The following is a 23712-nucleotide window of genomic DNA, read 5'->3' as shown; positions in this document are numbered from 1 at the left end:
GTTTGCAGCTGAGGGAGCACGTAATCGAGCTGTCCCATCAGATCCGCGCGCGGTATCGGATGCGGCGAAGATGCCGACACAAGGGAGAAGCCGAACAGCGATCCAGCCGCGTCCGCCCACACAAAATCGTCGCACGAAGAGTTCAATACTACCGCTTCTCTACAGTTTCCAAATGCACGCAGCACTACGACACACGGGCGATCTCGGAGTCCTCGACAAGGACGGCTACATCATCATCAAGGACCGCTCGAAGACATCATCATCTCAGGTGGCGAGAACATCTCGTCCGTTGAGCTCGAGGATGTGCTCTATAGGCACCCGGCCGTATTGCTTGCGGCAGTAGTGGCGAAGCCAGATCAAAAATGGGGAGAGGTGCCTTGCGCCTTCGTCGAGTTGAAGAAAGGCGCGAGTGCGACTGAGGCAGAGATCATTGCCTTCTGTCGCTCGCAGGTGTCCGGCTTCAAGTCTCCAAAAACTGTGGTGTTCGGGACGCTTCCAAAGACGTCGACTGGCAAGATCCAGAAATTCCTATTGCGCAATCAGATGGAGTCGGCGAAGGCGATTTCGGTCTGAACCCGGCTGGCGTACGAGAGCCACTCTCGATTGCACTCCGCGCGCTGCCGGCGGGCTAAGGTCACTTGGCACCGTCGCGTAGCAGCGCTCGTTTCCAAATGATTGGTGCCGATGCCACCCCTGATCCCTGAGACGATTTGGGAGCATCAGCGGCCATTCCGTCATTCCGTTCAGCCAGGCGTTTCTGCGATTGCCACAATTGAAGCGATTGCCGCACTGCACGCAGCACGAAATAGCAGCAATCGCGCCATAACGACCGCAATCGCTCTGGAGTAAACCGACAAGAGGTTCGCTAGTTCGTGTCGGGTTAAGTTGAGACCCTGCAATGTCCAAGTACCCGAGCGGCGGCGCCACGCCTGCGTCGATCGTAGACTGCCTGAGATCGGTCGCCGTCAATTCCCCAAGGGAACGCGCGAGCTTTGCCAAAGGCCGATGCGTCCGCGGCGCCTACATTCCGTCGGATGAAGCAAAAGAGATTACCAAATCCCGCAGCTTCACTGGGCCATCACGCGTGCTGGCGCGCTTCTCAATCGACGAAAGCCCCGCAGTGGGAGAAGGCGATAAGCTCATGCTGCTCGGCTTCAGCTTCAGGCTTGGCGACGAGCACCATCTTTCGAATGTTGTCGCGCAAAGTGCTCCGGTCCATTTCGCGAGAACACTCGATCAGATGCTGACCCTCCTCAAAACACGAGTGCCGGGACCGCACGGCAAGCCAGACATGGAGGCCATCAAGGCGTTCTCCGCCGCCAATCCCGAAACGCTGAATCAAGCCAACTACGTCGCAGCACATCCTGTGCCGATGAGCTTTGCCGGCACGACCTATTGGGGCGTGCACGCTTTTCGCGCGACGAATTCAGGCGGCGAGACGCGATTCATCAAGTTCAAGGTCACTCCCGTCGGCGGCGACATCAGGCTGACGGAGCACGAGGCCAAGGCAAGGTCCGGCGACTTCCTGCACGATGACCTCAAAGATCGGATCGCGGTAGGTGATGTCCGGTTCAGCGTGATGACACTGCTCGATCGTCCCGGCGATCCCACCCTGGACGTGACCATCCGTTGGCCTGATGAGGACAGACGAGAAGCCGTTCGGCTAGGAACGATCGTCATTACAGGCCTCGAGCCAAATGAAGCGTGCGACGCCACATTGTTCGATCCGGCAAGTCTCGCCGAAGGCATCGATCATCCGCCTGATGAGATTTTCGCGGCCCGAAGTGCCGCCTACGCCATCTCACTGGCAAGACGTCGTTGATCAGACGAAATTTGCCCGACATCGTCCCGAACTATGTCTCCCCCTCCCGAGCACCTTCTGTTTCCCGGCGCCATACGCCTGGGCTGACGCCAACCGCAGCCGAAAACACCCGTGTAAAGTGGCTTTGATTGGCAAACCCGGCAGATAGCGCGATCTCTGCGAGCGGCAGGTCACGGACGGTCATCAACTGTTTGGCCGCTTTCAGTCGCTGACGCAGCAGCCATTGATGCGGCGGCAGCCCGGTGGAGATCTGAAATGCGCGCGAAAAATGGCTGACCGACAGGTCGAATTCAGCCGCGATTTGTTGCAACGAATGTTTGCCGCCCAGATCGGAGTCGAGCTTTTCACAAGCGCGCTTCACCTGCCACGGGGCAAGACCGCCGCTCGCCGATTTGTTGATGCGCTGCAGTCCGCCATAGGCCCGCGCAATGTGCGCGGTGAATGCGAGCATCATGTGATCGATGAACAGTTGGTTAGGCTCCTCCGGCCGACGCAGCCCTTCCAGCAGCGAGGCGCCGATGTGACGCATGATCCCATCGTCATGGCCGAAGCCGAATTGGCACGCGAGGTCGCCAACGCGCGACGCGCGGGACGATCGGCGATGCCGTCGAGCGCCGAGCGCGGAAGATAGAACTGCAGGGAATGGTACGGCTTGTCGATGATATAGCGCGGGTCGTGCCGGAGGTCATACAGCCAAGTGGTACCGGCTTTGACATCGGCCTTCGTAACGCACTTGCCGTGCGCCCAGAGCTCACATTCCGCGTAGTCCTGAAGTTTCAGGCTGACGAGATAAGCCTCGTCAGCCAGCGAGCCGGAAAGGCCCGGCACGGGGTTGTCATTCTGCGTTTCGGTGACCGCAAGGTCGACGCCGCGCATCGAACGGGTGATCAGCGAGGGTGGCGCATCCCTGAGATGCAAGTACTGGCCGACCCTCTGCCCGAAGGTGCTTGCTTGTGCCATAGGGTCGATCTCAACGGTGACAGCCGGAGCCGGCAATGTTCGCCTTGCAAGTGGCAATTTACTACCGGAGATCGGGCTCGACCGTCTAGGTCGGCCGGCGGAGCGAGTAGTCGCTCCCGCGGCCCCCAAAGCAGTTTTCGCAAAGCTATTTCAAGAGCATTTTCAAGATGATCTGGATCGTCCGGCAAAGAGCTCCGCTCGATCCCAAGGGCCTCGAGCGGTTCCATCGAGCGCTTGTGAAGACGCCGACGCGCACTCCCCGGCACCGTCCTGACGTGCCTGGATTACGTTTCGCGTCTCGCGGCGCCTTGCGTTTCGCGGCGCCACGCGCCTGGGCTGACACCGACCACGGCCGAGAAAACTCGCGTGAAATGGCTTTGATTAGCAAACCCGGCCGATAGCGCGATCTCCGCCAGCGGCAACGCGCGGACCGTCATCAACTGCTTGGCCGCCTTCAGTCGCTGCTGGAGCAACCACTGGTGCGGCGGCAGACCGGTCGAGATCCGAAACGCGCGCGAAAAATGACTGACCGAGAGATCGAATTCAGCCGCGATTTGTTGCAAGGAAAGCTTTCCGCCCAGATCGGAGTCCAGCCTTTCGCAGGCTCGTTTCACTTGCCATGGTGCAAGACCGCCGCTCGCCGATTTGGTGATGCGCTGCAGGCCGCCATAGGCCCGCGCAATGTGCGCGGTGAACGCGAGCATCATGTGATCGACGAAGAGCTGATTGGTTTCTTCCTGACGATGCAGCGCCGCCAGGAGCGACGCACCCAGATGGCTGACGACCGGATCGTCATGTCCGATACCGGGCTGATAGGTGAGTTCTCCGATGCGCGGCGCCCCAGCCTGTTTGGCCATGTCGTCCAGCGCGGAGCGTGGCAGATAGAAGAAGGTGGAGTGGAACGGCTTGTCGATCACGAAGCGAGGATCGCGCTTGAGATCATAAAGATACGTCGCGCCGGCGCGGACATCCGTCTTGATGACGCACCTGCCCCGTTCCCAACATTCGCAGTCGGGGTAGTCGCGAAGCTTGAGACTGACGAGGTAGGCATCCTCGGAGGGAAAGGGGCCCGAAAGATCGCACACCGGATCATCATTCCGGGTTTCGGTGACCGCGAGTTCGGCGCTGCGCAGCGAGCGCGTGATCAGAGAAGGCGCCTCCTTCAGAAACAAGGGTCGCCCGAGCCTCTGTCCGTAGACGCCCGTCTGCATCATCTGTTGCACTTATCAGTGAAATTCGGCTCGGCGGCCCATTGCTGCGCCCGCGCGAGGTTCGCACTGCATTGTCGGGCCTCGGCAAGCGACCGTCCAGACCTAAAGGTAAGAAGTAGCGGCGTCGACCTCGGCTCGACCAAACCCCGACCATAAATTTTCTAAGCAATTACAATGTGTTATCGTCTTTCCCGGGTCCCCCGCTCCGCCAGCCCTGATCGGTCCATCGTGCATTTGTGAACATTGGGAGTGGCCCGTTTCGATGGCCGATTTCGGACCCGTCCAGCGCCCGCAGCGACTTTGAGCAGGAATAGGCAAAGCCCAGCGGGTTTAGGAAAGCCTCCGTAGTTCTCCGCGCCTAGAACGCGCAGCGAAAGTTCGCGGCGCTCACGCGCAATCAAGGGCAGCCAGGAAGCCTCCGCTTCGCACCAGCCCGCTAGTTACGCCGAGCAGCGCGAGTCTTGGTCCCCAACGCGAGCACACGCCATGAGCAACTCAATCTCGCACGATCCATTGCAGGCTTTGCTGTCTGCACCCGGCGCCCACCAGAGCGACATGTCAGCCACTGACCGGCGTCCCGCCGATATGGAAATGGCGCGCGTCCTCAAAACCGCGCCGCTCCGTATGGCGTCTGACCCATCCAATGGCGCAATCGCCCATTGGAAGCATGGCGCCTTGCACGATGTGGTCCAGCCGATGGCTGACCACGTCATCATGACCTATCCCACGGGGATGCAGCGACTGGAGCAGCGCACCGGGAAATCAGTTGCCATTGGTACTGCGCGTTCCGGCGTGGTGACGATCATCCCGGCCGGCTCAAGCGCACGATGGGACATCCCCGGAGTGGTTGACGTGGTGCAGCTCTATCTGCCGCACACGACACTGGAGCGGATTGCAGGTGAAGCGGACCAAGCGAGCGCCGGCACTCTCCTGGAGCGAACCGCTCATTCCGACATCATCACGTCCCGTCTGCTTATGAGTGCGGCGGATGCCATGGAGGAGAACGCGGCGCTCGACGCCTTGTTCAGGCACCAGCTCACAGAGCTCTTGGCCACGCGCCTGCTCGCTGCGCACGTGGACGCACCAACCACTTTCCAGCCGGTCACAGGCGGCCTGTCACCAACCGTCCTGCGTCGCGCCATCGAGCGCTTGCGCTCCGATATTGATGCGGACGTGTCGCTATCGGCGCTCGCCGCGGACGCGGGCTTGTCGCGTTTCCATTTCTGCCGATCCTTCAAGGAGAGCACCGGTCTTTCACCTCACGCCTGGCTGCGTCAGCACCGGCTCGAACAGGCGATGAACATGCTGCGAGGGACCGAAGCATCGATCGCCATGGTAGCGGCGGAGCTTGGTTATGCCTCTCAGGCCGCCTTCGCGGCAGCGTTCAGGCGACTGACCGGAGAAACGCCGAGCGATTGGCGGCGGCGCATGCGGTAGTGGCAATCGCTCTACAAGGGCCGCAATCGCTCTGGCGCAATTGAAGCTCACTTCCACTAAATCACCAACCTACCAACACTCAAGAGATGGAGACGAATGATGACCTCGAAGACCTTCGTCAGCCTCTTTTCAATCGCACCGCGCCGCCGGCTCATTGCAAGCACAATCGTTTACGGACTGTCGTTGGCGGTCCGCTTCACCTCCGCAACGGGAGAGGAAGTGGAAATTCCAACGCAGTCGCTGCAGAGAATAAACTCTGGGATGACCTTCATGGCCAACGACGACGCGCAGCTTCCCTACGTCAACTGGGGAGGTCCGAATGCCGCCGAGCCGATTCTCTTCCGCCGACGCTGGCCGCTGCGAGCCGCGTCGATGCAGAGCTGCGCCTCCCCTTAGACCTAACATTCTCGTTTTCACGTTTTCGCGCCATCGACCACGAAACCGCAACAGGAGCGGCGGCGACAACGCGCCTATGCTCGAACATCAACCAGAGGAGTAGACCACATGCGACTAGTCATCATCGGCGCCGGCTTCGCCGGCATGTACGCCGCACTTTCCGCCGCTCGCCTGCGCGACATTCAGGGCGCTTCGCCCGAAGACCTCGAGATTGCGCTGGTTGCACCGGAGCCGACGCTGGTCGTTCGCCCGCGGCTCTATGAACACAAGCCCGAGACCCTGACAGCGCCTCTCCAGGACGTCCTCAAGGCCATCGACGTTGTCTACGTGCAGGGCAGCGCCGAGACGATCGACACCCGATCGCGCGCAGTGGATATCGAGGCGGGCGACGGCACGAAGAAGCGCCTCTCCTACGATCGACTTGTCTTGGCCACCGGCAGCCGACTGTTCCGTCCGAACATTCCCGGTCTCGCCGAACACGCCTTCAGCGTCGACAAGCTCGATGACGCGATTGCGCTCGATCGGCATCTACACAATCTCGTTCGCCGGCCGGCCAGGAACGGACGCGACACTGTCGTCGTTGCCGGCGGTGGCTTCACCGGGATCGAGGTAGCTACGGAGATTCCTGCGCGGCTTCGCGCGATCCTCGGCAAGGACGCAAAGCCGCGCGTCGTCATCGTCGACCGCAACCCTGCGATTGCTCCTGATATGGGGTCCGGGCCCCGTCCCGTTATCGAGGAAGCACTGCGCAAGCTCGGCGTGGAGACCCGGCTCGGGGCCGGCGTCGAGGCACTCGACAAGTCCGGCATCACGCTTTCCACCGGCGAACACATCGACGCCGAGACCGTGATCTGGGCCGCGGGTATGCGGGCTGCACCATCGACCACGCAAATCCCCGCCGAGCGTGACAACCTGGGTCGGCTGCTTGTCGACCGGGACTTGCGCGTGCCGGGAGTCGCCGGCGTCTTTGCCACCGGCGATGCCGCCAAGGCAGCATGCGACGATCTTGGCAATTACGCCTTGATGTCCTGCCAGCACGCTACGCGGATGGGCGCCTTCGCCGGCCACAATGCGGCCGCCGAGCTCTTGGGCGTTCCGACCAACTCCTATCACCAAAAGGCCTATGCCACCTGTCTCGATCTCGGCGAAGCCGGTGCAATCTTCACGCGCGGCTGGCATCGAAAGCTCGAGCTCGTCGGCGACGAGGCGAAGAGGACCAAGCAGCAGATCAACACGGTGTGGATCTATCCGCCGCGGGCCGAGCGTGCCGCCGCGCTCGCCTCGGCCGACCCGGAGCGCGTTGGCGAAGTGTAGATGCCGCACATCTACGGGCCGCGCCAATAGACGCATCAGCGCGGCCCGATCACCTTCCTTCATTTGGAGCCGACCAAGATGAAACACGAGTCCGTGCGCGCGACAGCGTTCGCCATGCCGCTGACAAATCCGGCCTTTCCACCGGCCCCCTACCGCTTCATCAACCGTGAGTACTTCATCATCCAGTACCGGACGGATCCCGAGGCGCTGCGCCGGATCGTGCCGGCACCGCTCGAGCTGACTGAACCGGTGGTGAACTACGAGTTCATCCGCATGCCGGACTCGACCGGCTTCGGCGACTACACCGAAAGCGGCCAGGTCATCCCGGTCTCCTACCAGGGGCAGGCCGGCAGCTTTACCCATCAGATGTTTCTCAACGATCATCCGCCAATCGCGGGCGGCCGCGAGCTGTGGGGCTTTCCCAAGAAGCTGGCGCAACCGAAGCTCGCGGTCGAGATCGATACGCTGGTCGGCACCCTGAACTACGGCTCGGTTCGCATCGCGACGGGTACCATGGGTTACAAGCATCGCGCCCTCGACATCGAGGTCGAGGCAAGGAAGCTCACCGCACCCAACTTCCTGCTCAAGATCATCCCGCACGTCGACGGCTCGGCGCGCATCTGCGAGCTGGTCCGCTACCACCTCGAAGATATCACCGTAAAGGGCGCATGGACCGGGCCGGTTGCGCTGGACCTGTACTCGCATGCCCTGGCTCCGGTCGCCGAGCTGCCCGTCCTTCAGGTGCTCTCGGCCAAACACCTGGTCGCCGATCTGACCCTCGGCCTCGGCACCGTGGTCCACGACTACCTGTCGCCGGGCGCAGCCGCGCAACGACGCGGATCGAGGTCCGAAGTCCTCATCGAAGCGAACGCCGGTTGATCGAACGGCCACAACATCGGGAGTTTGGAAAATGCTGAAGGTCATGCGCGAGCAAATCAGTCCTGTGCCGGAGCAATCCAGGCCGTTGCCCTACGACGTCGTCGCGCTGGTGCTGCAGGGCGGCGGGGCTCTGGGAGCCTATCAGGCTGGTGTCTATGAGGGCCTGCACGAGGCCGGGATCCGGCCGAACTGGCTGGCCGGCATTTCGATCGGGGCGCTCAACGCCGCCATTATCGCCGGCTCGCCCGAAGCCAAGCGGGTCGAACGGCTGCGCGAGTTTTGGGAAACCATCTGTGCAGCCCCGGCGGGATGGCCCGCCGGCGAAGGGCTCGCTGATGCCTTGCCGTTCGCGTTCGATCTTCGGTCGCTACACAACACGTTTGCCGCGATGCGAGCCTTGTTCCAAGGGCAGCCCGGCTTCTTCAAGCCTCGCTTCCCGTCGCCATTTTTGTCGCCCTTCTCGGGCGATTCGGCGACCAGCTTCTACGACACCGCGCCACTGCAGCGAACGCTTGAAAGACTCGTCGATTTCGACCGGTTGAACTCGGGCGGGGTGCGCGTCAGCGTCGGCGCGGTCAACGTCCGTACCGGTAACCTGACCTACTTTGACACGACCGAACGCAGACTGGGGCCGAAGCATTTCATGGCGTCCGGCGCTTTGCCGCCGGGCTTCCCTGCCGTCGAGATCGACGGAGAACACTATTGGGATGGCGGCGTCGTCTGGAACACCCCGCTTTCACGCGTGCTCTCCAGCGAGCCGCGCGACACGCTGACCTTCCAGGTCGATCTCTGGTCGGCCAAGGGTCGCGTTCCCCATGACATGATGGAGGTGTCGAGCCGGCAGAAGGACATCCAATATTCGAGCCGCACACGCGCCATCACGGACCAGGCGCTACGCATGCAGAAGATGCGTCAGGCATTGCAGCGGACGATCCAGGAGTTGCCCGAAAGAGCAAGGCAGGACCCGGAAATCCGCGCCATCGCGGACATGGCCCGCCACCGCTCCTACAACATCGTCCACCTGATCTATCAATCCAAGATCTACGAGGGCCAGTCAAAGGACTACGAGTTCGGGCTGAGCGCAATGCGCGCGCATTGGCAGAGTGGACTGGACGACATCCGCCGCACGCTCGCCGACCCTGGTCGCCTGGACCCGCCGGATCCCGATCTCGGCATCGTCACGCATGACGTCCATCGCCGCGATTGAGATTTGATCGCCCCCTGCAGACCCCGGAGCAAGCCATGTCAACGCTGTCCTATGCCCCTGAAGAGAACGCCAAGACCTATCTGTCTCCATCGCGACAGGCGATCCGGCGGGCGGCGCTGGCGTTCGCCGCAGCCCTCGGCGTCGCTGGAGCCGCCGACTTCAGCCACTACTATCTCACCACCGGCCGCTACCTGGAGACGACTGATGATGCCTATGTCAAAGCGGACTCCACCATCATCGCTCCGAAGGTCTCGGGCTACATTGCCGAGGTGCAGGTCAAAGACAACGAACCGGTGAAGGCCGGTCAGCTCCTGGCGCGGATTGACGACCGCGACTTCAAGGCCGCGCTGAACCAGGCCAAGGCCGACGTAGCGGCCTCCGAGGCCGCGGTAACCAACCTCAACGCCCAGATCGAGCTGCAGCGGCCTCTCATTCAGCAGCAAGCGGCCGAGGTCGATGCGACCGAAGCAACTCTGAAGTTCGCGCAGCAGGAGCGCGCCCGCTACGACGATCTCATGAGATCGGGCTCGGGAACGATTCAACGGGCCCAGCAGACCGACGCGGCGTTGCGCTCCCAGATCGCGCAGCTTCAACAGGGCAAAGCGGGATTGCTCGCCGCGAACAAGAAGATCGAGGTTCTCTCCACCCAGCGCGCTCAGGCAGCCGCACAGCTCGACCGCGCGCGCGCCGTCGAACAGCAGGCTGCCTTGAACCTCTCTTACACGCGGATTACGGCGCCGGTCGACGGCACCGTCGGCGCGCGATCGCTCCGCGTCGGCCAGTATGTGCAGGCCGGAACGCAGCTGATGGCGGTCGTACCGCTCGACCAGGTCTATGTGGTCGCCAATTTCAAGGAGACCCAGCTCACTAACGTGCGTAACGGCCAGCCCGTCGAGCTGCGGATCGACAGCTTCCACGCGGCCAGGCTGAAAGGTCATGTTGACAGCCTAGCGCCGGCGAGCGGCCTCGAGTTTGCACTGCTGCCGCCGGACAACGCCACCGGCAATTTCACCAAGATCGTACAGCGCGTGCCCGTGAAGATCGTGCTCGACGACCAGCACCTCAACGGCCTCCTGCGTCCCGGAATGTCGGCGGAGCCGACCGTCAACACCAAGTCGGAAGCCGTCGCCGAGCGTGACGCCAAGAAGAGGCTTGCCGCTCGTCGGGCCGAACCCCGCACCTGAGCAACATTTCCCTCCCCGGTCGCGAGGAGACCGCCATGACGATACTTCAATCTACCCTTGATGCCGTTCCCGCCGGTCAGAGCCATTTGCGCGTTGCGGCTCCTGCCGTCTCAGCAAAGACGTGGCTCGCGGTGATCGGGGCCACCCTGGGCGCCTTCATGGCGGTGCTAAACATCCAGATCGTCAACGCCTCGCTTGCCGACATCCAGGGCGGGATCGGCGCAGGCATCGATGATGGCGGCTGGATTTCGACCTCCTATCTGGTTGCCGAGATCGTGGTGATCCCCCTGAGCGGCTGGCTGGCGCAGGTGTTCTCGGTCCGCACCTATCTCCTCACCAACGCCTTCCTGTTCCTGGTGTTCTCGGCGGCGTGCGCGCTCGCGCAGAACCTGCCTCAGATGATCGTGCTGCGCGCGGTGCAGGGCTTCACCGGCGGCGTGCTGATCCCCATGGCATTCACACTCATTATAACGCTCCTGCCGAAGGCGAAGCAGCCGATCGGGCTCGCGATGTTCGCGATCTCCGCGACGTTCGCGCCGGCGATCGGCCCGACCATCGGCGGCTATCTCACCGAGAACTTCGGCTGGGAGTACGTGTTCTATGTCAACATCGCACCCGGCGCTGTCATGATCACCATGCTGTTCTTCTCGCTGGAAGCGGCGCCCATGAAGCTGTCGCAGCTCGCGCAAGGCGACTGGGCCGGCATCGTCACCATGGCGATCGGGCTCGCCGCACTCCAGACTGTTTTGGAAGAAGGCAACAAGGATGACTGGTTCGGCTCCCCCTTCATCGTTCGGCTGGCCATCGTCGCCGCGGTTTCGTTGACGCTGTTCCTCGCCATCGAACTAGCCGCAAGAACGCCGCTGCTCAACTTGCGAATTCTGTTCCGTCGCAATTTTGGTTTCGGCGTGCTCGCGAACTTTTTGCTCGGCGTATCGCTATATGGCTCCGTCTATATCCTGCCGGTCTACCTATCCCGCATCCAAGGCTACAACTCCGAGCAGATCGGCCTGGTGCTGGCATGGACCGGCCTGCCGCAGCTCGTCCTGATCCCGCTGGTACCTCGCCTGATGCAGCGGTTGGATCCGCGCCTCGTGATCGGCATCGGCTTTGTGCTGTTTGGTGGCTCTAATTTTCTAAACATCTACATGACCAACGATTATGCGGCCGATCAGCTTTTCTGGCCGAACGTGATCCGCGCGCTTGGTCAAGCCCTCGTCTTTGCGCCGCTCTCGGCGGTCGCCACCAGTGGAATTGAGCAGGAGAACGCCGGATCGGCATCGGCCCTGTTCAACATGATGCGCAATCTCGGCGGCGCGATCGGAATTGCTGCGCTGCAGACGCTGCTGACGAAGCGCGAGCAGTACCATTCCAACGTCCTGATGCAGTCGGTATCGATGTTCGAGCAGGCCACACGCACTCGCCTCGACCAGCTCACCCAATATTTCATGAGCCATGGCGTGATCGATCGCCTCGATGCCCTCCACCACGCCTATGTCGCGATTGGCAAGATCATCCAGAAGCAGGCCTTCATCCTCGGCTTCAGCGACACCTTCTATCTGCTCGGCATCTCGCAGATCGTCGCCCTGGCCGCAGCGCTCATGCTGACGAAACCGGACCGTCTCGGCGCCGGCGGCGCACACTAGTCATCGTCAACCCAAGAGGAGAACGACCATGAAGCCCCGTTTGAACTTCTTCCAAGCTGCACCTGAGAGCATCAAGGCACTTTCCGACCTAGAGAACCAGATCCAGTCCTCCGGGCTCGAGCAATCCCTGATCGAGCTGGTCAGGACCCGCGCCTCGCAGATCAACGGCTGCGCCTTCTGCATCAACATGCACACGCAGGATGCGCGCAAGCGCGGCGAAACCGAGCAGCGGCTCTATCTCCTGAACGCCTGGCGCGAGGCGCCACTCTACACCGATCGCGAACGTGCCGCGCTGGCCTGGACCGAGACGGTGACGCTCATCTCCAAGACCCACGCGCCCGATGACGCTTATGACGAGCTTCGCAAGCACTTCTCCGAAGCCGAGGCGGTGAACCTGACGATGCTGATCGGAACCATCAACGCGTGGAACAGGCTCGCAATCGCCTTCCGCGCCGTCCCGCCGGTCAAGGCCAAGGCAGCCACGGCCGCCTGATTGCTTGTCACAAACCTAGAAGGGAAGCCCCATGTTGAAGGGAAAAGTAGCAATCGTCACCGGGTCGACCAGCGGCATCGGACTCGGCATCGCAAAAGAGCTGGCAAGGCTCGGCGCCGACCTGGTGCTGAACGGCTTTGGCGACGCCGGCGAGATCGAGACGATCCGCAGTGGCATCGAACGTGAACACGGCCACCGCGTTGCATACGACGGCGCCGATATGTCAAAGTCAGATGCCGTCCGCGGGTTAATTGCCGCGACGGTCGAGAAATTCGGACGTCTGGACATCTTGGTGAACAACGCGGGTATCCAGTTCACAGCTCCTGTAGAGGAGTTTCCAATTGCCAAGTGGAACGCGATCCTCGAGATCAATCTGTCGGCTGCGTTCCACGCGATTGCCGCTGCGCTGCCTCGGATGAAAGAGCAGCATTGGGGCCGGATCGTCAACATCGCATCGACCCACGGCCTCGTCGCCTCAACTCATAAGGCCGCTTACGTCGCCGCCAAGCACGGTTTGGTCGGTCTGACAAAGGTGGTCGGCCTGGAGACCGCCGGCAGTGGCGTCACTTGCAACGCGGTCTGTCCGGGTTGGGTGAGGACCCCTTTGGTCGAAAAGCAGATCAGCGACATCGCTGCGCAAAGAGGCAAAAATCAGAAGGAAGCCGCTAAGGAGCTTCTGGCTGAGAAACAGCCGTCTCTGGATTTTGTCTCTCCCTCGCAGCTTGGCGGCACCGTGGCCTTCCTCTGTTCGCCAGCGGCAGACCAGATCACCGGCACGACAATCTCGGTCGATGGCGGCTGGACAGCGCAGTAACGAAGCAAGCACCGCGGGCGCTGCCCGCCGCTTCAACAGAGAACATGGAGGTCTCATCATGGGTGCACAGCAGAAAGTCGCTATCATCACCGGCGCGTCGCAGGGTATCGGCGAAGCCCTGGTCGGGGCGTATCGGGATCGCAATTTTTGCGTTGTCGCGAACTCCCGCTCGATTAGGCCGTCCTCTGATCCCGATATCCTGGCGATTGCCGGCGACATCAGGGATTCAGAGACCGCAGAACGCATTGTGTCACAGGCGCTTGAGCGCTTCGGCCGCGTAGACACCCTCGTCAACAACGTCGGCATTTTCATCGCCAAGCCATTCACCGAATATACGGACGAAGATTATGCCAGCATGCTGGGCATCAATCTCGATGGTTTCTTTCATATTACCCGGCGCGCAGCCAGGGCAATGCTGAAGCGGGGGTCCGGGCATATCGTCCAGATCACGACCAGCCTCGATGAGCATGCGGTCAGTAGCGTGCCGTCGGCGCTGGCCGCCCTCACTAAGGGCGGTTTGAACGCGGCAACCAAATCGCTCGCGATCGAATATGCGAGCAAGGGAATCCGCGTTAACGCCGTGGCGCCGGGCGCGATCAAGACGCCGATGCATGAACCCCATATGTACGACTTCCTGGCCAAATTGCATCCGGTCGGGCGGATGGGAGAGGTGCGCGATGTCATCGATGCGGTGCTGTACCTCGAAGGCGCCGCCTTCACCACTGGCGAGATCCTGCACGTCGACGGCGGACAGAGTGCCGGACATTAGGTCGGGCGCAGCGCATCGCGGCGATCCCGACTGGGTTGGGCTTGAACCAAGTCAAGGGCAGTGCGCGGCGAAACTGCTGCAGTCTCCCGTCGTCGCCGGGTCGTTTGCGATCCGGTCAACACTGTTTGCGCGTGGCTGTAGCCTGATCGTCGCGAGAGGTTCTAGCGAGCACGAGCTCATGCGGCACGTCAGCTGTCGTACAGATGATCGACGTCCGAACTTGAGACGCAAACTACGGGATGTTGTCCACAGCATCCTAGTGTGCTGGCGGGTCGGTGTTCATAACAACCGTTTGAAAAGTCAGCTTCTCAAACGGTTTCTCTCGCTAAGGTCTTGATTTGTTTGGTGGGCGCACCAGGGCTCGAACCTGGGACCCGCTGATTAAGAGTCAGCTGCAAGTTGAGAATAGTCAACGACTTACTGATCGCATCCCAGGCCTTGTCCGGCGAAAACGGGCATTCGTCGCACGATGTAGCGCTTCGTTGCGTTGCCAAGATAGCAGCGCCTTGATGGCCTTCCAAACGCGATCGTTTTGACGCTAGATGAACGCGGGGAGGCCCGGTGAGGGTGAAGTCCGAGATAATTCTCGGGCCGGTATGCAGAGCGCGTCGATCGGAAGCACACCATTCGCAAGGCGTGAACTGCGCTATTCCCCTCGAGTATATCCACCGCCCTATCAGGCGCTTCACTGAGGGCGCTTTGACGGGTAAGATGGATCTCGCGGTACCCTTTTTGGGAGGCGGCATGAGGCAGCGCCAGTTCGTGGGACTTGTCGGCGGTGCGCCAGCATCAGGGCCGGACATTGCGCAAGCGGGCCAGCAATCGGCCAACGCGGCCGCCGAGGCTCAAGACGATGAGCAAGAATTCCCATTGGTCATCGCAAACATGCCCGCAACCCCTCGCCAAAAGGCCTGGGCGGTGGGTGTAGCCGTCTTGCTCCTTGTCGTTGCAGCGCTCATCGCGCCGTTCGCCCGGATCCAATTGGGCCAGATCAACGGCTTCGTTCCAGTATTGCAGACCGCATTGGCCCTGGCCGAGCTCATCACGGCAGCCCTGCTGTTTGCTCAATTTGCGATCCAACCTCAGCGGGCGCTTCTCGCCCTCGCCAGTGGATACGTTTCCAGCGGATCGTTTGCGTTCTTGCAGACGCTCGCCTTTCCGAATGGGTACGCTCCCGCAGGTGTCATTGGGGATGGACTGGATAGTCCTGCTTGGCTTTATGTGCTTTGGCACACAGCCTTTCCCGCAGCGATCCTGGTCTACGGGTTCACGAAGGATCATTCCAGGGCCGGCAGACCAGGCCGACCTGCAATAGTGGCGATCGCAATTACGATCGGCTGTATCGCCATCGCGTTAGCAGGACTGACGTGGATCGTGACGGAGAAAGCCGAATATCTCCCTAGTTTCTACCTGAGCGACGTCAGGCATCAGACTGCTCTCGGCAATCAGGTCAACCTGATACTTTTGCTATGGAACATGACTGCTCTCACCCTCCTGTTTGTGCGCATGCGCACCATTCTTGACCTCTGGCTGATGGTCACTTTGCTCGCCTACTTGCCCAATTTCCTAGTGGCGATCATCGGCAGCTCAGTTCGATTCACCATCGGTTGGTATGCAGCACGCGGGTTTGTTCTGATCGGCAGCTGCATGTTGCTGACCGTCTTGCTCATCGAAACAATGTTTCTATATTCTCGTCTCGCCAGCGTCATCGCTCTGCAGCGTCGCGAACGAGCGAACCGGCTTCTCAGCATTGACGCGGTCACTGGGGCGATCGCACACGAGCTGAGATCGCCCCTGGGCGCCATCTCGCTCAATGCTTCGACAGGCCTGAGTTACCTGCAAGCTGCCTTCCCTGAACTGGAGGACCTCGAGAACATCCTTTGTGACATCGAAGCCGACGCCAATCGGGCGGCTGTCATCATATCGAGCATTCGCGAGATGACAATCAAAACGGCGCACAGCGGCGCTTCGACAAACGTCGAGGATGTCGCAGAGCTTGCGCTGAGACTGTTGAAGCACGATCTCCTGGCCAATAGGGTATCGCTAGCTACGGAGTTTCAGGGCAACATTCCTCCAGTCGCCATGGACGGCACCGAGCTTCAGCAGATCGTCTTGAACCTCTGCAAAAACGCGATTGACGCAATGAACTCTGTCCCCGCCGACCAGCGAAGGCTACGCATAAGAACCGGCCTTGATGGCGGCACGACGGTCCATTTGTCCGTCGAAGATTCGGGCGCCGGCGTCTCACCGCAGCATCAACAGCGCATCTTCGACCCGTTCTTCACGACGAAACAAGAGGGTATGGGGTTGGGGCTGGCTATCTCCTCCAACTTGGCCGCAAGGTGTGGAGGAAAGCTGAGGCTGGTCAAATCGAACGTCAAGGGCTCCGTTTTCGAGCTGGAAATGCCTGTCTCCGCGCAGTCTTAGGCGCAATAACGGTTTGACACCATCACGATTCTGTTCCGCGTTTCACCCCAATCGCAATACTCTACCGCAGCCCCAGCAACGACCGGCTAAAGCCACTTGCTTTGGCCTCTTTCCGGCAAACGTAGCTGCCCTCAAGGCCAGAGCCGTAGCGCTTTTGCTTTCGAGAATAGTACCGGCCCACGCGGAAATCGAGCCAGACCACTTCGTCATCGGGGCAGTGGCGTTGCGCCTGCCCCTCGTACCGAAATGGCGTCAGCGGTCCTGCATGTGAGGTCTCGATTCCGCCTTGGACGACCAGCCCAAGCGCGAGACCAGCACGTCCAAGAAGCCTCGATATTTGGTGCGCCGAGGGATACACGCTCACCTTAGGGAGATCATGATCTGGCTGAGGTTGGCGGCGAACTCGAGCCCGGCTTTTGGACCCTGCAGCACCATCGTAACACCTTTGTCGTTGCGCAAGTGGACGCCGTTGATGCCACCGATCATGGCAGCCCCGCCGCCGACCGAGCTGTACATGCCCGTGAAGTCGCTGATCTCACGAATGCCCGAAGCCCAGCCCTTGAGTCGACTGACCGTGGCGCCGACAGTAACGCCCAAGCTCAATCCACTGACGCGAAACGGGTAATTGCGGCCGCGATAAGTCAGTACGCCATTCCCGGCGCCGCCGCCCACCAGCAGCCCCGCCTTGACGATCTTGACGCGGACCTGACCCGAGGCCTGCGCAAAAGAGGGCGTCGCGGGGACAAGGAGTGCGAGCAGCATAACGGCTGCAAGACGACAAAGGAAATGGCCCAACAGCTCGGTCCGTCGTTCAGGGTTTTGCAACATCGACCTTCTTCCAGGTTTGGTCCGGATCAAAGGCGGTGACGCGGGTAGCGAGGGCCTCGGCTCGAGGTCCGAGATCCTTCTGGTAGACGACGCCCGCATGGTTGACTAGGAAGGTCATCACGCCGGAATTGCCGTACTCGGCAGGCCAGGCGATCAGCGCGAAACCGCCGATCATCTTGCCCTTGACGACATAGTTGAGTGCGCCGCCTGGCGCGTTTGACCCCTGTCCCTTTAGGATGCGGAAATAGTAGCCGTGAAAGGGCGCCGGACCCTCCTCGGCCTTGTAGCCCTCAGCCGAAGCCTGCGCCGCCAATGCACCGAGCGGGCTCGGGTCGTTGTCGTCGCGCCAAAACAGCCCATCCTTCTTGCCGGCACTGCTGACGATGCGCTGTGCGTACACGCCGGCCCCCTCGCCGCGATCCTTGTCGGCGTATTCGTTCTCGGCATCCACAAAGGCGAGACTGGTCTGGATCGCGTCGAGTTCGTTGCGGCCGATGCGGCGATACAGCACTTCGATGCGGCCTTCGGCGGTATCGAACTCCCAGCCGGACTTGGTGTTGACGAGCGGGATCGGGAACGGGAAGTCGTCCGGGCCCAGCATCAGCGTTGCGTTCTTGTTGCCCTCCGCCTTGATCGAATGCTTGGTCTCGTACATCGAGGTGAAGCGTTGGCGGATGTCGATGTCATCGACTTCATCGCCGGACGAGACGATGTCCGCGGCGGCGCTGCCGAGCACTTTCAAGATGGCCCGGTCCGGCCCGCTTTTGATGGCGGCAGCGAGCGCCGCTGCTGCATCCTCTGGTCTCGGATAAGACTGCTGCGCGCGGGATGGTGAACTGATGAGCGCCAGCGCCATGATAGCCGGCAACGCCGCACGATGAAGCGCCTTCGAACTGATCATGGCGTCACCTTAGCAGGAATCCGCGCGCCGCTCTCGAGCCAGTCGCGATAGGTACGGAATTTCAGCCCGATCTTTTGGTAATAGACCCGGAGATAACCGTCGGCTCCGCGCGTGACGGCTTCCGGCGTCACGACTTCGACTTCCTGCGCAATCACGCCGACATAGGCCCGATCGCTACCGATATAGCTGAAGCGGTAGTAACCAAGGCCGCTGGCGAGATGGCCGAGCAAAACGACATCGTGCTTCAGTGCGATGTCCGAGCGGCGCCCGCCACCTCCGCCGCCGCCGCGGCCGCCGCCGCCGCCACCATGGAATCCACCACTGCCGCCGCCACGACCGGCAAAGCTCGCGCCTCCACCGCCGCCCCGCGGTCCCATGCTCGCCATGCTGGCGTGACCGCGGGCCGATGCCGCGGCCGCCGAGCGGCCAGACGATACGTTCAGCGCACTCCCGCCGCGAGGGCTGCCGCCACCTCGGTTCGCGGCCTTGGCACCGCCGCCCTTATTCCCGGCGTTCTTGGCACCTGCGTTCTTCGCACCTGCATTCTTGGCACCACCCGCCTTGACCGCGCGATCGCCGCCACCTTTCGCACGATCCCCGGCGCCTTGACGGTCGCCACCTCGGTCCCCAGCGCGATCTGCGCCACCGGGCCGATCCTGCCCCGGCTTCAAGACCTGCTGTCCGTCGCGGCCACGGAAATCCATCCGATCCGCGGCACCAGCCTTGATGTTGCTGTTTCCGAAGCGCTGCTGAACGTTGGCGTTGTTGTACCGCACCCCCTGGCGATGCGACGGATTGTGCTGCCAGCCATTTCCGATATTCGTCGTCCGGTGATTGATATAGACGTTGCGGTTGCCCCAGTTACAGCCGCCGCCCCAATATTTGCCCCAGCGGCCGATGGCCCAGGCGGTACCGAACGCAAGGCCCGCCGCGACCACGCCTGCACCGATGTAGGAGGGATACCCGAAGTAATACGGCGGATACTCGGCGTAGGGCCACGCGCCGTAAACAGTCGCCGGCTCGTAGTATGGCACGTACATCGTGTCGGGCACGGCCGGCTCGATCACGATCACCTGCCTGCTTTCCTGGGTCTGGACGCTGACCTTCTGCTGGCTAGTGGTGACCAGCTTCTTGTTGTCATAGGCCTTGGTCCGCAGCCGCTGGACCGCATCCATCACGTCGGGCTGCTGCGCCAGCACCGCATCGCCGAGCGCCTTGGTCCAGTCGAGCTTGTCACTCATCATGGTCAACACCTCGGGGGTGGAGGCCAGTGCCTTGATGCTGTCATCCCACGACTGCTTCTCCACTTCTGTCTTCAAGGCATCACCCTTCAGAGTCTTGTGCTCTTTCAGCCACCGATCGGCTTGCACAACTTCCAAAGGATAGGTGGACGCCGCCAGCACGTTGGCGAGCAGTTCGTCAGGATAGAGCGCGATTGGCGCCACGAGCGCTTCGAGCTGCTCGGGCTTGAGCAGGGTTTGCTCAGCGGGAGGCGGCTTGCTATCCGTTGTTTGCGCCGCTGCAAGCGCCGGACCCGCAATCATGATCACGAACGCCAAGAGGAGCTTCCTGCATTGCAACATGCCGTTCTCCATTGCCCAACAGCCAAAGCCAATGGCGCAAGCCGTCCCTCGACTTTGATCAAGATCAAGGATCCTCGCTTGGAACGCAGCTTCTTAGAGCCGATCCGATTGTCGGCCGCCTAGACCCTGATCTTGCGCTCTGGTTGCGCTGACAGCAGGATGCGGCGATCGTGGATCAAGCTCTGCAGGCGGTGCGCGGCAACATTCAGCGTCGTGACATCGAGCGCGTTTTCATCTCCCGCCGCCGTCCTGGCACGCTGCGCCTGAAGAACGCGATCGATTTCAGTCTCGATGTCGGACAATTCGGACCCGCCTCCGTCATGCGTATCCGAGCCCCAAGTGCGTAGAGGGCATCCAGGCCGCGCTCATCCTTGGAGAGCTCCCCGGCCCTGAGAAATTTCCAGGCTGCAGCGGCGACGGAAATCAAGCCACCGATGATCATTGGAGTGATGAAGATGGCGTTCCCCCATTTGTCGAGAAAGCTCTGCTGCGTGCCATTGAAGAACGCGGCGGCGCCGGGATGCACGGGCAGGAAGGCATCCGAATCCGTGCTTGGCGCGGTCATTTGCGACAAGACCGGCAACTCCCCGAGTAGATCCCGACGCGCCTTCATCAACGCTTCCGCCAAGGCGCCAGCGACGTCGTCACTGAGCTGCTTCCTCGCGACCACATAGAAGGAAACACGCAGGGTGGTCAGATCATCATCCGGGACTGGAGGCGAGCCCCGCAACGTGCCCTTCGGGACGTCGAAGCTTTCATAGGCGCGCTGCTTCTCCGCGACGGCGCCGGCCGCCTCGATCGGAATGAGGGTTGGCGCGGTCTTGGCGTTCTGCGGGAAAAGGCCTCGCAGCAGGGTCAGATATTTTTCGGCCAGCGGGACGGCGACCAGGATTGCCCGCACCTCCTTGGCTTCGAGTGCACGCCGGGTATCCGCTGGCGCGAGATTGCGAAAGCTCACATTGGCGCGGCTGAGATCGTATTCCCTGGTGAGAACAGCGACGAGATTGCGATTGATGTCGCCACCGACCACACCAACGCTGGCGCGCTTCAAGCCAGCGATATCGGTGATGGCGGAGCCCGGCGGTGCAACCAGCAGGACGACGGCGTGGGCAAGGACCACGACGGCCTGGGCCTGCGAGAGATCGCCGACGTCGCCGCGCACGACGGCCAGATCGACCTTGTTCGATGCGAACAGGTCGGCCGCATCGACCGCATTGGTGGTTTCCACCGATTTGAGCCGTATGGGCGCATTCACTGCCACAAGCCGGCTCGCGAGCCCTGATATCAGGCGCGGCGCCTCGCCATCCAGCGATCCGACCGCAATGGTCAGTGTCGTCGGACGGAAATACCAATGATAGCCAAACAGACCGGCGCCGACGGCCAGCGCGAGCGCACCGGCGACGATGACGAACCGGAGCCAGATCGGCATTCTCTCTGTGGCCATGCGGTGCCCACGGTGGATCAAGAGGTCAATGCCGGACGGGCTCAGCTGGCGGCCGGATCTTTTGACATCAATCAAACAACATCGAAGCCGGTCAGTGCCCGCTCAGCACCAGCGTCTTGATCGGCAGCAGCAGGGCCTGAATTCGCAACAGCATGGCGTGCACGAGGCCGACACCGTCGACGACATGCAAGGCAATTGCCCGGCCCGTACCGGTCTCTTTGGCCGAGATCTCTTCGTGATTGCTGGTATAGGCATTGACGATGCAGCTGCTGCCCGGGGTCACGCCTTCAAGGCCGCCCTTGTAGAGCGGCTCCAGAAACGCCAGGATCGTGCCGGGTCGCCCGACATTCTGCGCCTCGATCAATTGCTCGCCACTTCGGAACTGCCCGGCCGCGATGTAATCCTGAACGTTGGTGACGACCATGGGAATGATCACCCACGGCTTCGAGATGCAGGTTGCTTCCGCAACCATGCCGACCTTCATCACCTGTGCCTCAATCTGACCAAAACCAGCTTGCAAGACGCGCCGGCCGGCGCCCTCAGGAACCAGCACGCCTGCCGGCCGCATCAGCTGATTGACGACGTCACCAGTGCGGACCAGGAATTGCTCCACGCGGCCGTCGACACCGGCGCGAACGACGGTCTTGTCCAGATCGACCTGCGCTTCGGCCAGTGCTGCCTGGGCGCTCGCCTTTTCGGCCGGCAACAGCGTTGATAGCCGCAACGTGGCCGATGTCTTGGACGCGGTGGCCGCGTCCACCCCAGCCTGCCGCTGGTTGACCATGACCTGTAATTTCTCGATGTCGCGTTGCGGGACGATACCGGGGTTGCGGCGCTGCAACTCCGTCTTGACGTCGAGTTCGTCCTGGGCCTGCTGAAGGCTGGCTTTGGCTTCCTGAATCTGAGCTTCGGCCTTGACGACGTCGTTTTCCGCGCTTGTCATTGCGGCGTCGACCTCGGCGATCTTGCGCGTGGCTGTCTCCAAAGCAGCCTTCTGCTTCGAGCTGTCCAGCCTGAACAGCACATCGCCTTTCTTCACCGCTTCGCTGTAGCCGACATTGACTTCCGCGACGCGTCCCGAACCTTCGGGCAGGATCGGCACCGTGCGAAAGTACAGCGTGGCCGAATCCGTTGATGGATGAAAGTAGAAGATCATGGTGATCAGCGATACCGTGAGCATCAGGCACCCCGTGATGCCCCATCGCAGTTCGTACCAGACGGAAAAGAACGTGATCTCCTTGCCGAACCGCTTGCCCTGCGCATAGCGGCGGTAGAGGTAGTCCGGCAGGATTGTCAGAAGAGAGCAGAACATGAGCTCAAACATGGCTATGCTCCTTCTCCTTGGCGATCGGCTTCTCGACCGGCGGCAAGCTAGATAGTTCGGGCTCCCGACCCTCGCTTGGCGCGGCGTCAGCGATCCTTTCAACCGAGCCGGCGATGCTGCGCAGCGGCGTTCCAAAATCCGGCAGGTCGATCATCGCGAGCAGGAGGCCTGCCACCCAGAAAATGTGCATGTGCGTGAACAGCGAGATGATACCCAGCACCGCCACGAACTCGAACTGCAGCTTCTGCGATTTGTGGGCCATCCGCTCGGGCAGGCTGTGCAGCTTCCAGTAAAGCGTACCAACCCAAAGCACGGTGCCGATCAGGAAGATAGCCATCACCACCATCAGCGTGTCGACGCCGCTTCCTGGGGCGAGATAGAAGGGCAAGTGATGCGGGGCCATCGGATGAAGTTGATCGCTCAATGGTCGCCTCCACAGAAGGGATCAGGGCGGTTTGCGCACCGGTTAGTTACCCTCGTCGCGCAGGTGAGAAATTGCTTGATATGAATCAAAGGTCCGGCCGGCGCGAAACCTAGCCTAGCCCTGACTCCGCCCCAACAGCAAGCCAGGAGCTCGTCAGTCATGCCCGGCATCGATGATCTCATCCCCAACGCCGCGCAAATCCGCAAGGAAGCCGCAGGCGAGGAGGCCAGAAAGGCCGAGGAATATGTTCGCCTCGCCACCGCGGCCGAAGCCGAGAAACGCGCCCTGATCGAGCGGCTGAGCAAGCCGTCCGGCAAGTCGGAGGACGAGAAGATCAAGCTCGCCTCGACCATCATCCAGCGTGCGGTTCGCAATGGCCTGACGGAAGTGCAGGTCTACCGGTTCCCGAATACGGTATGCACGGACAAGGGCCGCGCCATCAACCAGATGGAGGCTGGCTGGGAGAAGACGCTGACGGGAATCCCAAAGGAGATCTTCGAGCTCTGGACCGAATACCTCAAGCCGCGGGGCTACCGCATCGGTTATCAGGTCATCGACTTCCCCGGCGGCGTGCCCGGCGACATAGGGGTCACCATCGCCTGGGGAGACTGATCACCGTTCGGCCGAGTTGAAGCAGCGGAAGGGGAAG

The 23712-nt window shown here is 61.6% G+C and carries 21 protein-coding genes and 2 pseudogenes; 14 read left to right on the top strand and 9 right to left on the bottom strand.

The features are described 5' to 3' along the window. Positions 1 to 190: 190 nt before the first annotated feature. Both AB8Z38_RS35320 and AB8Z38_RS35315 read left to right on the top strand, forming a co-directional pair. Positions 191 to 573, top strand: a pseudogene (locus tag AB8Z38_RS35320) (acyl-CoA synthetase); the annotation flags it as partial. A 325-nt stretch (positions 574 to 898) separates the two neighbouring features. Next, positions 899 to 1822, top strand: a complete 924-nt coding sequence (locus tag AB8Z38_RS35315; RefSeq protein WP_369722146.1) for a catalase — start codon at positions 899 to 901, stop codon at positions 1820 to 1822. A gap of 31 nt (positions 1823 to 1853) precedes the next feature. On the opposite strand, the gene AB8Z38_RS35310 is transcribed toward AB8Z38_RS35315, so the two are convergent. From AB8Z38_RS35310 to AB8Z38_RS35300, 3 genes are all read right to left on the bottom strand, one after another. After that, positions 1854 to 2273 carry a helix-turn-helix domain-containing protein gene (locus AB8Z38_RS35310; RefSeq protein WP_369722145.1) on the bottom strand — a complete coding sequence of 140 codons (420 nt, stop codon included), beginning with the start codon at positions 2271 to 2273 and terminating at the stop codon, positions 1854 to 1856. Further along, a complete protein-coding gene (locus tag AB8Z38_RS35305) occupies positions 2273 to 2818 on the bottom strand; it encodes a hypothetical protein (RefSeq protein WP_369722144.1) in 546 nt (181 codons plus the stop codon). The genes AB8Z38_RS35310 and AB8Z38_RS35305 overlap by 1 nt, the downstream gene beginning before the upstream one ends. A gap of 248 nt (positions 2819 to 3066) precedes the next feature. Next, positions 3067 to 3996, bottom strand: a complete 930-nt coding sequence (locus AB8Z38_RS35300; protein ID WP_369722143.1) for a helix-turn-helix domain-containing protein — start codon at positions 3994 to 3996, stop codon at positions 3067 to 3069. 483 nt (positions 3997 to 4479) lie between these two features. On the opposite strand from AB8Z38_RS35300, the gene AB8Z38_RS35295 reads away from it, so the two are divergent. The 11 genes from AB8Z38_RS35295 (at position 4480) to AB8Z38_RS35245 (ending at position 16559) form a co-directional block, all read left to right on the top strand. After that, positions 4480 to 5430, top strand: coding sequence for a helix-turn-helix domain-containing protein (locus AB8Z38_RS35295; RefSeq protein WP_369722142.1), 951 nt, complete (start codon positions 4480 to 4482; stop codon positions 5428 to 5430). Between the two features lie 99 nt (positions 5431 to 5529). Then, positions 5530 to 5826: a hypothetical protein gene (locus AB8Z38_RS35290; RefSeq protein ID WP_369722140.1), complete on the top strand. Its 297-nt coding sequence runs from the start codon at positions 5530 to 5532 to the stop codon at positions 5824 to 5826. Between the two features lie 108 nt (positions 5827 to 5934). Next, positions 5935 to 7140 (top strand): NAD(P)/FAD-dependent oxidoreductase, encoded by a 1206-nt coding sequence (locus AB8Z38_RS35285; RefSeq protein WP_369722139.1) that lies wholly within the window; start codon positions 5935 to 5937, stop codon positions 7138 to 7140. A 78-nt stretch (positions 7141 to 7218) separates the two neighbouring features. Then, positions 7219 to 8019, top strand: a complete 801-nt coding sequence (locus AB8Z38_RS35280) for an acetoacetate decarboxylase (protein ID WP_369726686.1) — start codon at positions 7219 to 7221, stop codon at positions 8017 to 8019. A 31-nt stretch (positions 8020 to 8050) separates the two neighbouring features. After that, positions 8051 to 9226: a DUF3734 domain-containing protein gene (locus AB8Z38_RS35275; RefSeq protein WP_369722138.1), complete on the top strand. Its 1176-nt coding sequence runs from the start codon at positions 8051 to 8053 to the stop codon at positions 9224 to 9226. Positions 9227 to 9261: 35 nt separating this feature from the next. Beyond that, a complete protein-coding gene (locus AB8Z38_RS35270) occupies positions 9262 to 10410 on the top strand; it encodes an HlyD family secretion protein (RefSeq protein WP_369722137.1) in 1149 nt (382 codons plus the stop codon). 35 nt (positions 10411 to 10445) lie between these two features. Next, on the top strand, positions 10446 to 12056 hold the full coding sequence (locus AB8Z38_RS35265) for an MDR family MFS transporter (protein ID WP_369722136.1): 1611 nt from the start codon (positions 10446 to 10448) through the stop codon (positions 12054 to 12056). Positions 12057 to 12084: 28 nt separating this feature from the next. Then, a complete protein-coding gene (locus tag AB8Z38_RS35260) occupies positions 12085 to 12549 on the top strand; it encodes a carboxymuconolactone decarboxylase family protein (RefSeq protein ID WP_369722135.1) in 465 nt (154 codons plus the stop codon). 31 nt (positions 12550 to 12580) lie between these two features. Continuing rightward, positions 12581 to 13363 (top strand): 3-hydroxybutyrate dehydrogenase, encoded by a 783-nt coding sequence (locus AB8Z38_RS35255; RefSeq protein WP_369722134.1) that lies wholly within the window; start codon positions 12581 to 12583, stop codon positions 13361 to 13363. Between the two features lie 58 nt (positions 13364 to 13421). Continuing rightward, entirely contained in the window at positions 13422 to 14132 is a 711-nt protein-coding gene (locus AB8Z38_RS35250; RefSeq protein WP_369722133.1) for an SDR family NAD(P)-dependent oxidoreductase, read from the top strand. Between the two features lie 744 nt (positions 14133 to 14876). After that, complete coding sequence (locus AB8Z38_RS35245; RefSeq protein ID WP_369722132.1) at positions 14877 to 16559, top strand: MASE4 domain-containing protein; 1683 nt, start codon at positions 14877 to 14879, stop codon at positions 16557 to 16559. A 360-nt stretch (positions 16560 to 16919) separates the two neighbouring features. Here AB8Z38_RS35245 and AB8Z38_RS35240 read toward each other — a convergent pair whose 3' ends face one another. From AB8Z38_RS35240 to AB8Z38_RS35215, 6 genes and pseudogenes are all read right to left on the bottom strand, one after another. Then, positions 16920 to 17387, bottom strand: coding sequence for a hypothetical protein (locus AB8Z38_RS35240; protein WP_369722131.1), 468 nt, complete (start codon positions 17385 to 17387; stop codon positions 16920 to 16922). Beyond that, positions 17371 to 18288 (bottom strand): DUF2950 domain-containing protein, encoded by a 918-nt coding sequence (locus AB8Z38_RS35235; protein ID WP_369722130.1) that lies wholly within the window; start codon positions 18286 to 18288, stop codon positions 17371 to 17373. The genes AB8Z38_RS35240 and AB8Z38_RS35235 overlap by 17 nt, the downstream gene beginning before the upstream one ends. After that, the gene (locus AB8Z38_RS35230) at positions 18285 to 19871 is read right to left on the bottom strand and encodes a DUF3300 domain-containing protein (RefSeq protein WP_369722129.1); all 1587 of its coding nucleotides are present in this window, start codon (positions 19869 to 19871) and stop codon (positions 18285 to 18287) included. Before AB8Z38_RS35230 ends, AB8Z38_RS35235 begins: the two co-directional genes overlap by 4 nt. Positions 19872 to 19990: 119 nt before the next feature. Next, positions 19991 to 21315 (bottom strand): annotated as a pseudogene (locus AB8Z38_RS35225) (TAXI family TRAP transporter solute-binding subunit). A gap of 91 nt (positions 21316 to 21406) precedes the next feature. Next, positions 21407 to 22639: an HlyD family secretion protein gene (locus AB8Z38_RS35220; RefSeq protein WP_369722127.1), complete on the bottom strand. Its 1233-nt coding sequence runs from the start codon at positions 22637 to 22639 to the stop codon at positions 21407 to 21409. Continuing rightward, the gene (locus AB8Z38_RS35215; protein WP_369726685.1) at positions 22632 to 23042 is read right to left on the bottom strand and encodes a hypothetical protein; all 411 of its coding nucleotides are present in this window, start codon (positions 23040 to 23042) and stop codon (positions 22632 to 22634) included. Before AB8Z38_RS35215 ends, AB8Z38_RS35220 begins: the two co-directional genes overlap by 8 nt. Positions 23043 to 23222: 180 nt before the next feature. Here AB8Z38_RS35215 and AB8Z38_RS35210 point away from each other — a divergent pair, with 180 nt between their 5' ends. Next, positions 23223 to 23675, top strand: a complete 453-nt coding sequence (locus tag AB8Z38_RS35210; protein ID WP_369722126.1) for a hypothetical protein — start codon at positions 23223 to 23225, stop codon at positions 23673 to 23675. Positions 23676 to 23712 lie beyond the last annotated feature (37 nt).

Origin of the sequence: Bradyrhizobium sp. LLZ17 (assembly GCF_041200145.1) — a bacterium.
GTDB lineage: Bacteria > Pseudomonadota > Alphaproteobacteria > Rhizobiales > Xanthobacteraceae > Bradyrhizobium.
This window is presented reverse-complemented; position numbering and strand designations above follow the sequence as displayed.

Coding starts and splice junctions, on each gene's coding strand:
- AB8Z38_RS35315 (WP_369722146.1), top strand. CDS start 899: ATGTCCAAGTACCCGAGCGGCGGCGCCACGCCTGCGTCGATCGTAGAC.
- AB8Z38_RS35310 (WP_369722145.1), bottom strand. CDS start 2,273: ATGCTCGCATTCACCGCGCACATTGCGCGGGCCTATGGCGGACTGCAG.
- AB8Z38_RS35300 (WP_369722143.1), bottom strand. CDS start 3,996: ATGATGCAGACGGGCGTCTACGGACAGAGGCTCGGGCGACCCTTGTTT.
- AB8Z38_RS35295 (WP_369722142.1), top strand. CDS start 4,480: ATGAGCAACTCAATCTCGCACGATCCATTGCAGGCTTTGCTGTCTGCA.
- AB8Z38_RS35290 (WP_369722140.1), top strand. CDS start 5,530: ATGACCTCGAAGACCTTCGTCAGCCTCTTTTCAATCGCACCGCGCCGC.
- AB8Z38_RS35285 (WP_369722139.1), top strand. CDS start 5,935: ATGCGACTAGTCATCATCGGCGCCGGCTTCGCCGGCATGTACGCCGCA.
- AB8Z38_RS35280 (WP_369726686.1), top strand. CDS start 7,219: ATGAAACACGAGTCCGTGCGCGCGACAGCGTTCGCCATGCCGCTGACA.
- AB8Z38_RS35275 (WP_369722138.1), top strand. CDS start 8,051: ATGCTGAAGGTCATGCGCGAGCAAATCAGTCCTGTGCCGGAGCAATCC.
- AB8Z38_RS35270 (WP_369722137.1), top strand. CDS start 9,262: ATGTCAACGCTGTCCTATGCCCCTGAAGAGAACGCCAAGACCTATCTG.
- AB8Z38_RS35265 (WP_369722136.1), top strand. CDS start 10,446: ATGACGATACTTCAATCTACCCTTGATGCCGTTCCCGCCGGTCAGAGC.
- AB8Z38_RS35260 (WP_369722135.1), top strand. CDS start 12,085: ATGAAGCCCCGTTTGAACTTCTTCCAAGCTGCACCTGAGAGCATCAAG.
- AB8Z38_RS35255 (WP_369722134.1), top strand. CDS start 12,581: ATGTTGAAGGGAAAAGTAGCAATCGTCACCGGGTCGACCAGCGGCATC.
- AB8Z38_RS35250 (WP_369722133.1), top strand. CDS start 13,422: ATGGGTGCACAGCAGAAAGTCGCTATCATCACCGGCGCGTCGCAGGGT.
- AB8Z38_RS35245 (WP_369722132.1), top strand. CDS start 14,877: ATGAGGCAGCGCCAGTTCGTGGGACTTGTCGGCGGTGCGCCAGCATCA.
- AB8Z38_RS35240 (WP_369722131.1), bottom strand. CDS start 17,387: ATGTTGCAAAACCCTGAACGACGGACCGAGCTGTTGGGCCATTTCCTT.
- AB8Z38_RS35235 (WP_369722130.1), bottom strand. CDS start 18,288: ATGATCAGTTCGAAGGCGCTTCATCGTGCGGCGTTGCCGGCTATCATG.
- AB8Z38_RS35230 (WP_369722129.1), bottom strand. CDS start 19,871: ATGTTGCAATGCAGGAAGCTCCTCTTGGCGTTCGTGATCATGATTGCG.
- AB8Z38_RS35220 (WP_369722127.1), bottom strand. CDS start 22,639: ATGTTTGAGCTCATGTTCTGCTCTCTTCTGACAATCCTGCCGGACTAC.
- AB8Z38_RS35215 (WP_369726685.1), bottom strand. CDS start 23,042: ATGGCCCCGCATCACTTGCCCTTCTATCTCGCCCCAGGAAGCGGCGTC.
- AB8Z38_RS35210 (WP_369722126.1), top strand. CDS start 23,223: ATGCCCGGCATCGATGATCTCATCCCCAACGCCGCGCAAATCCGCAAG.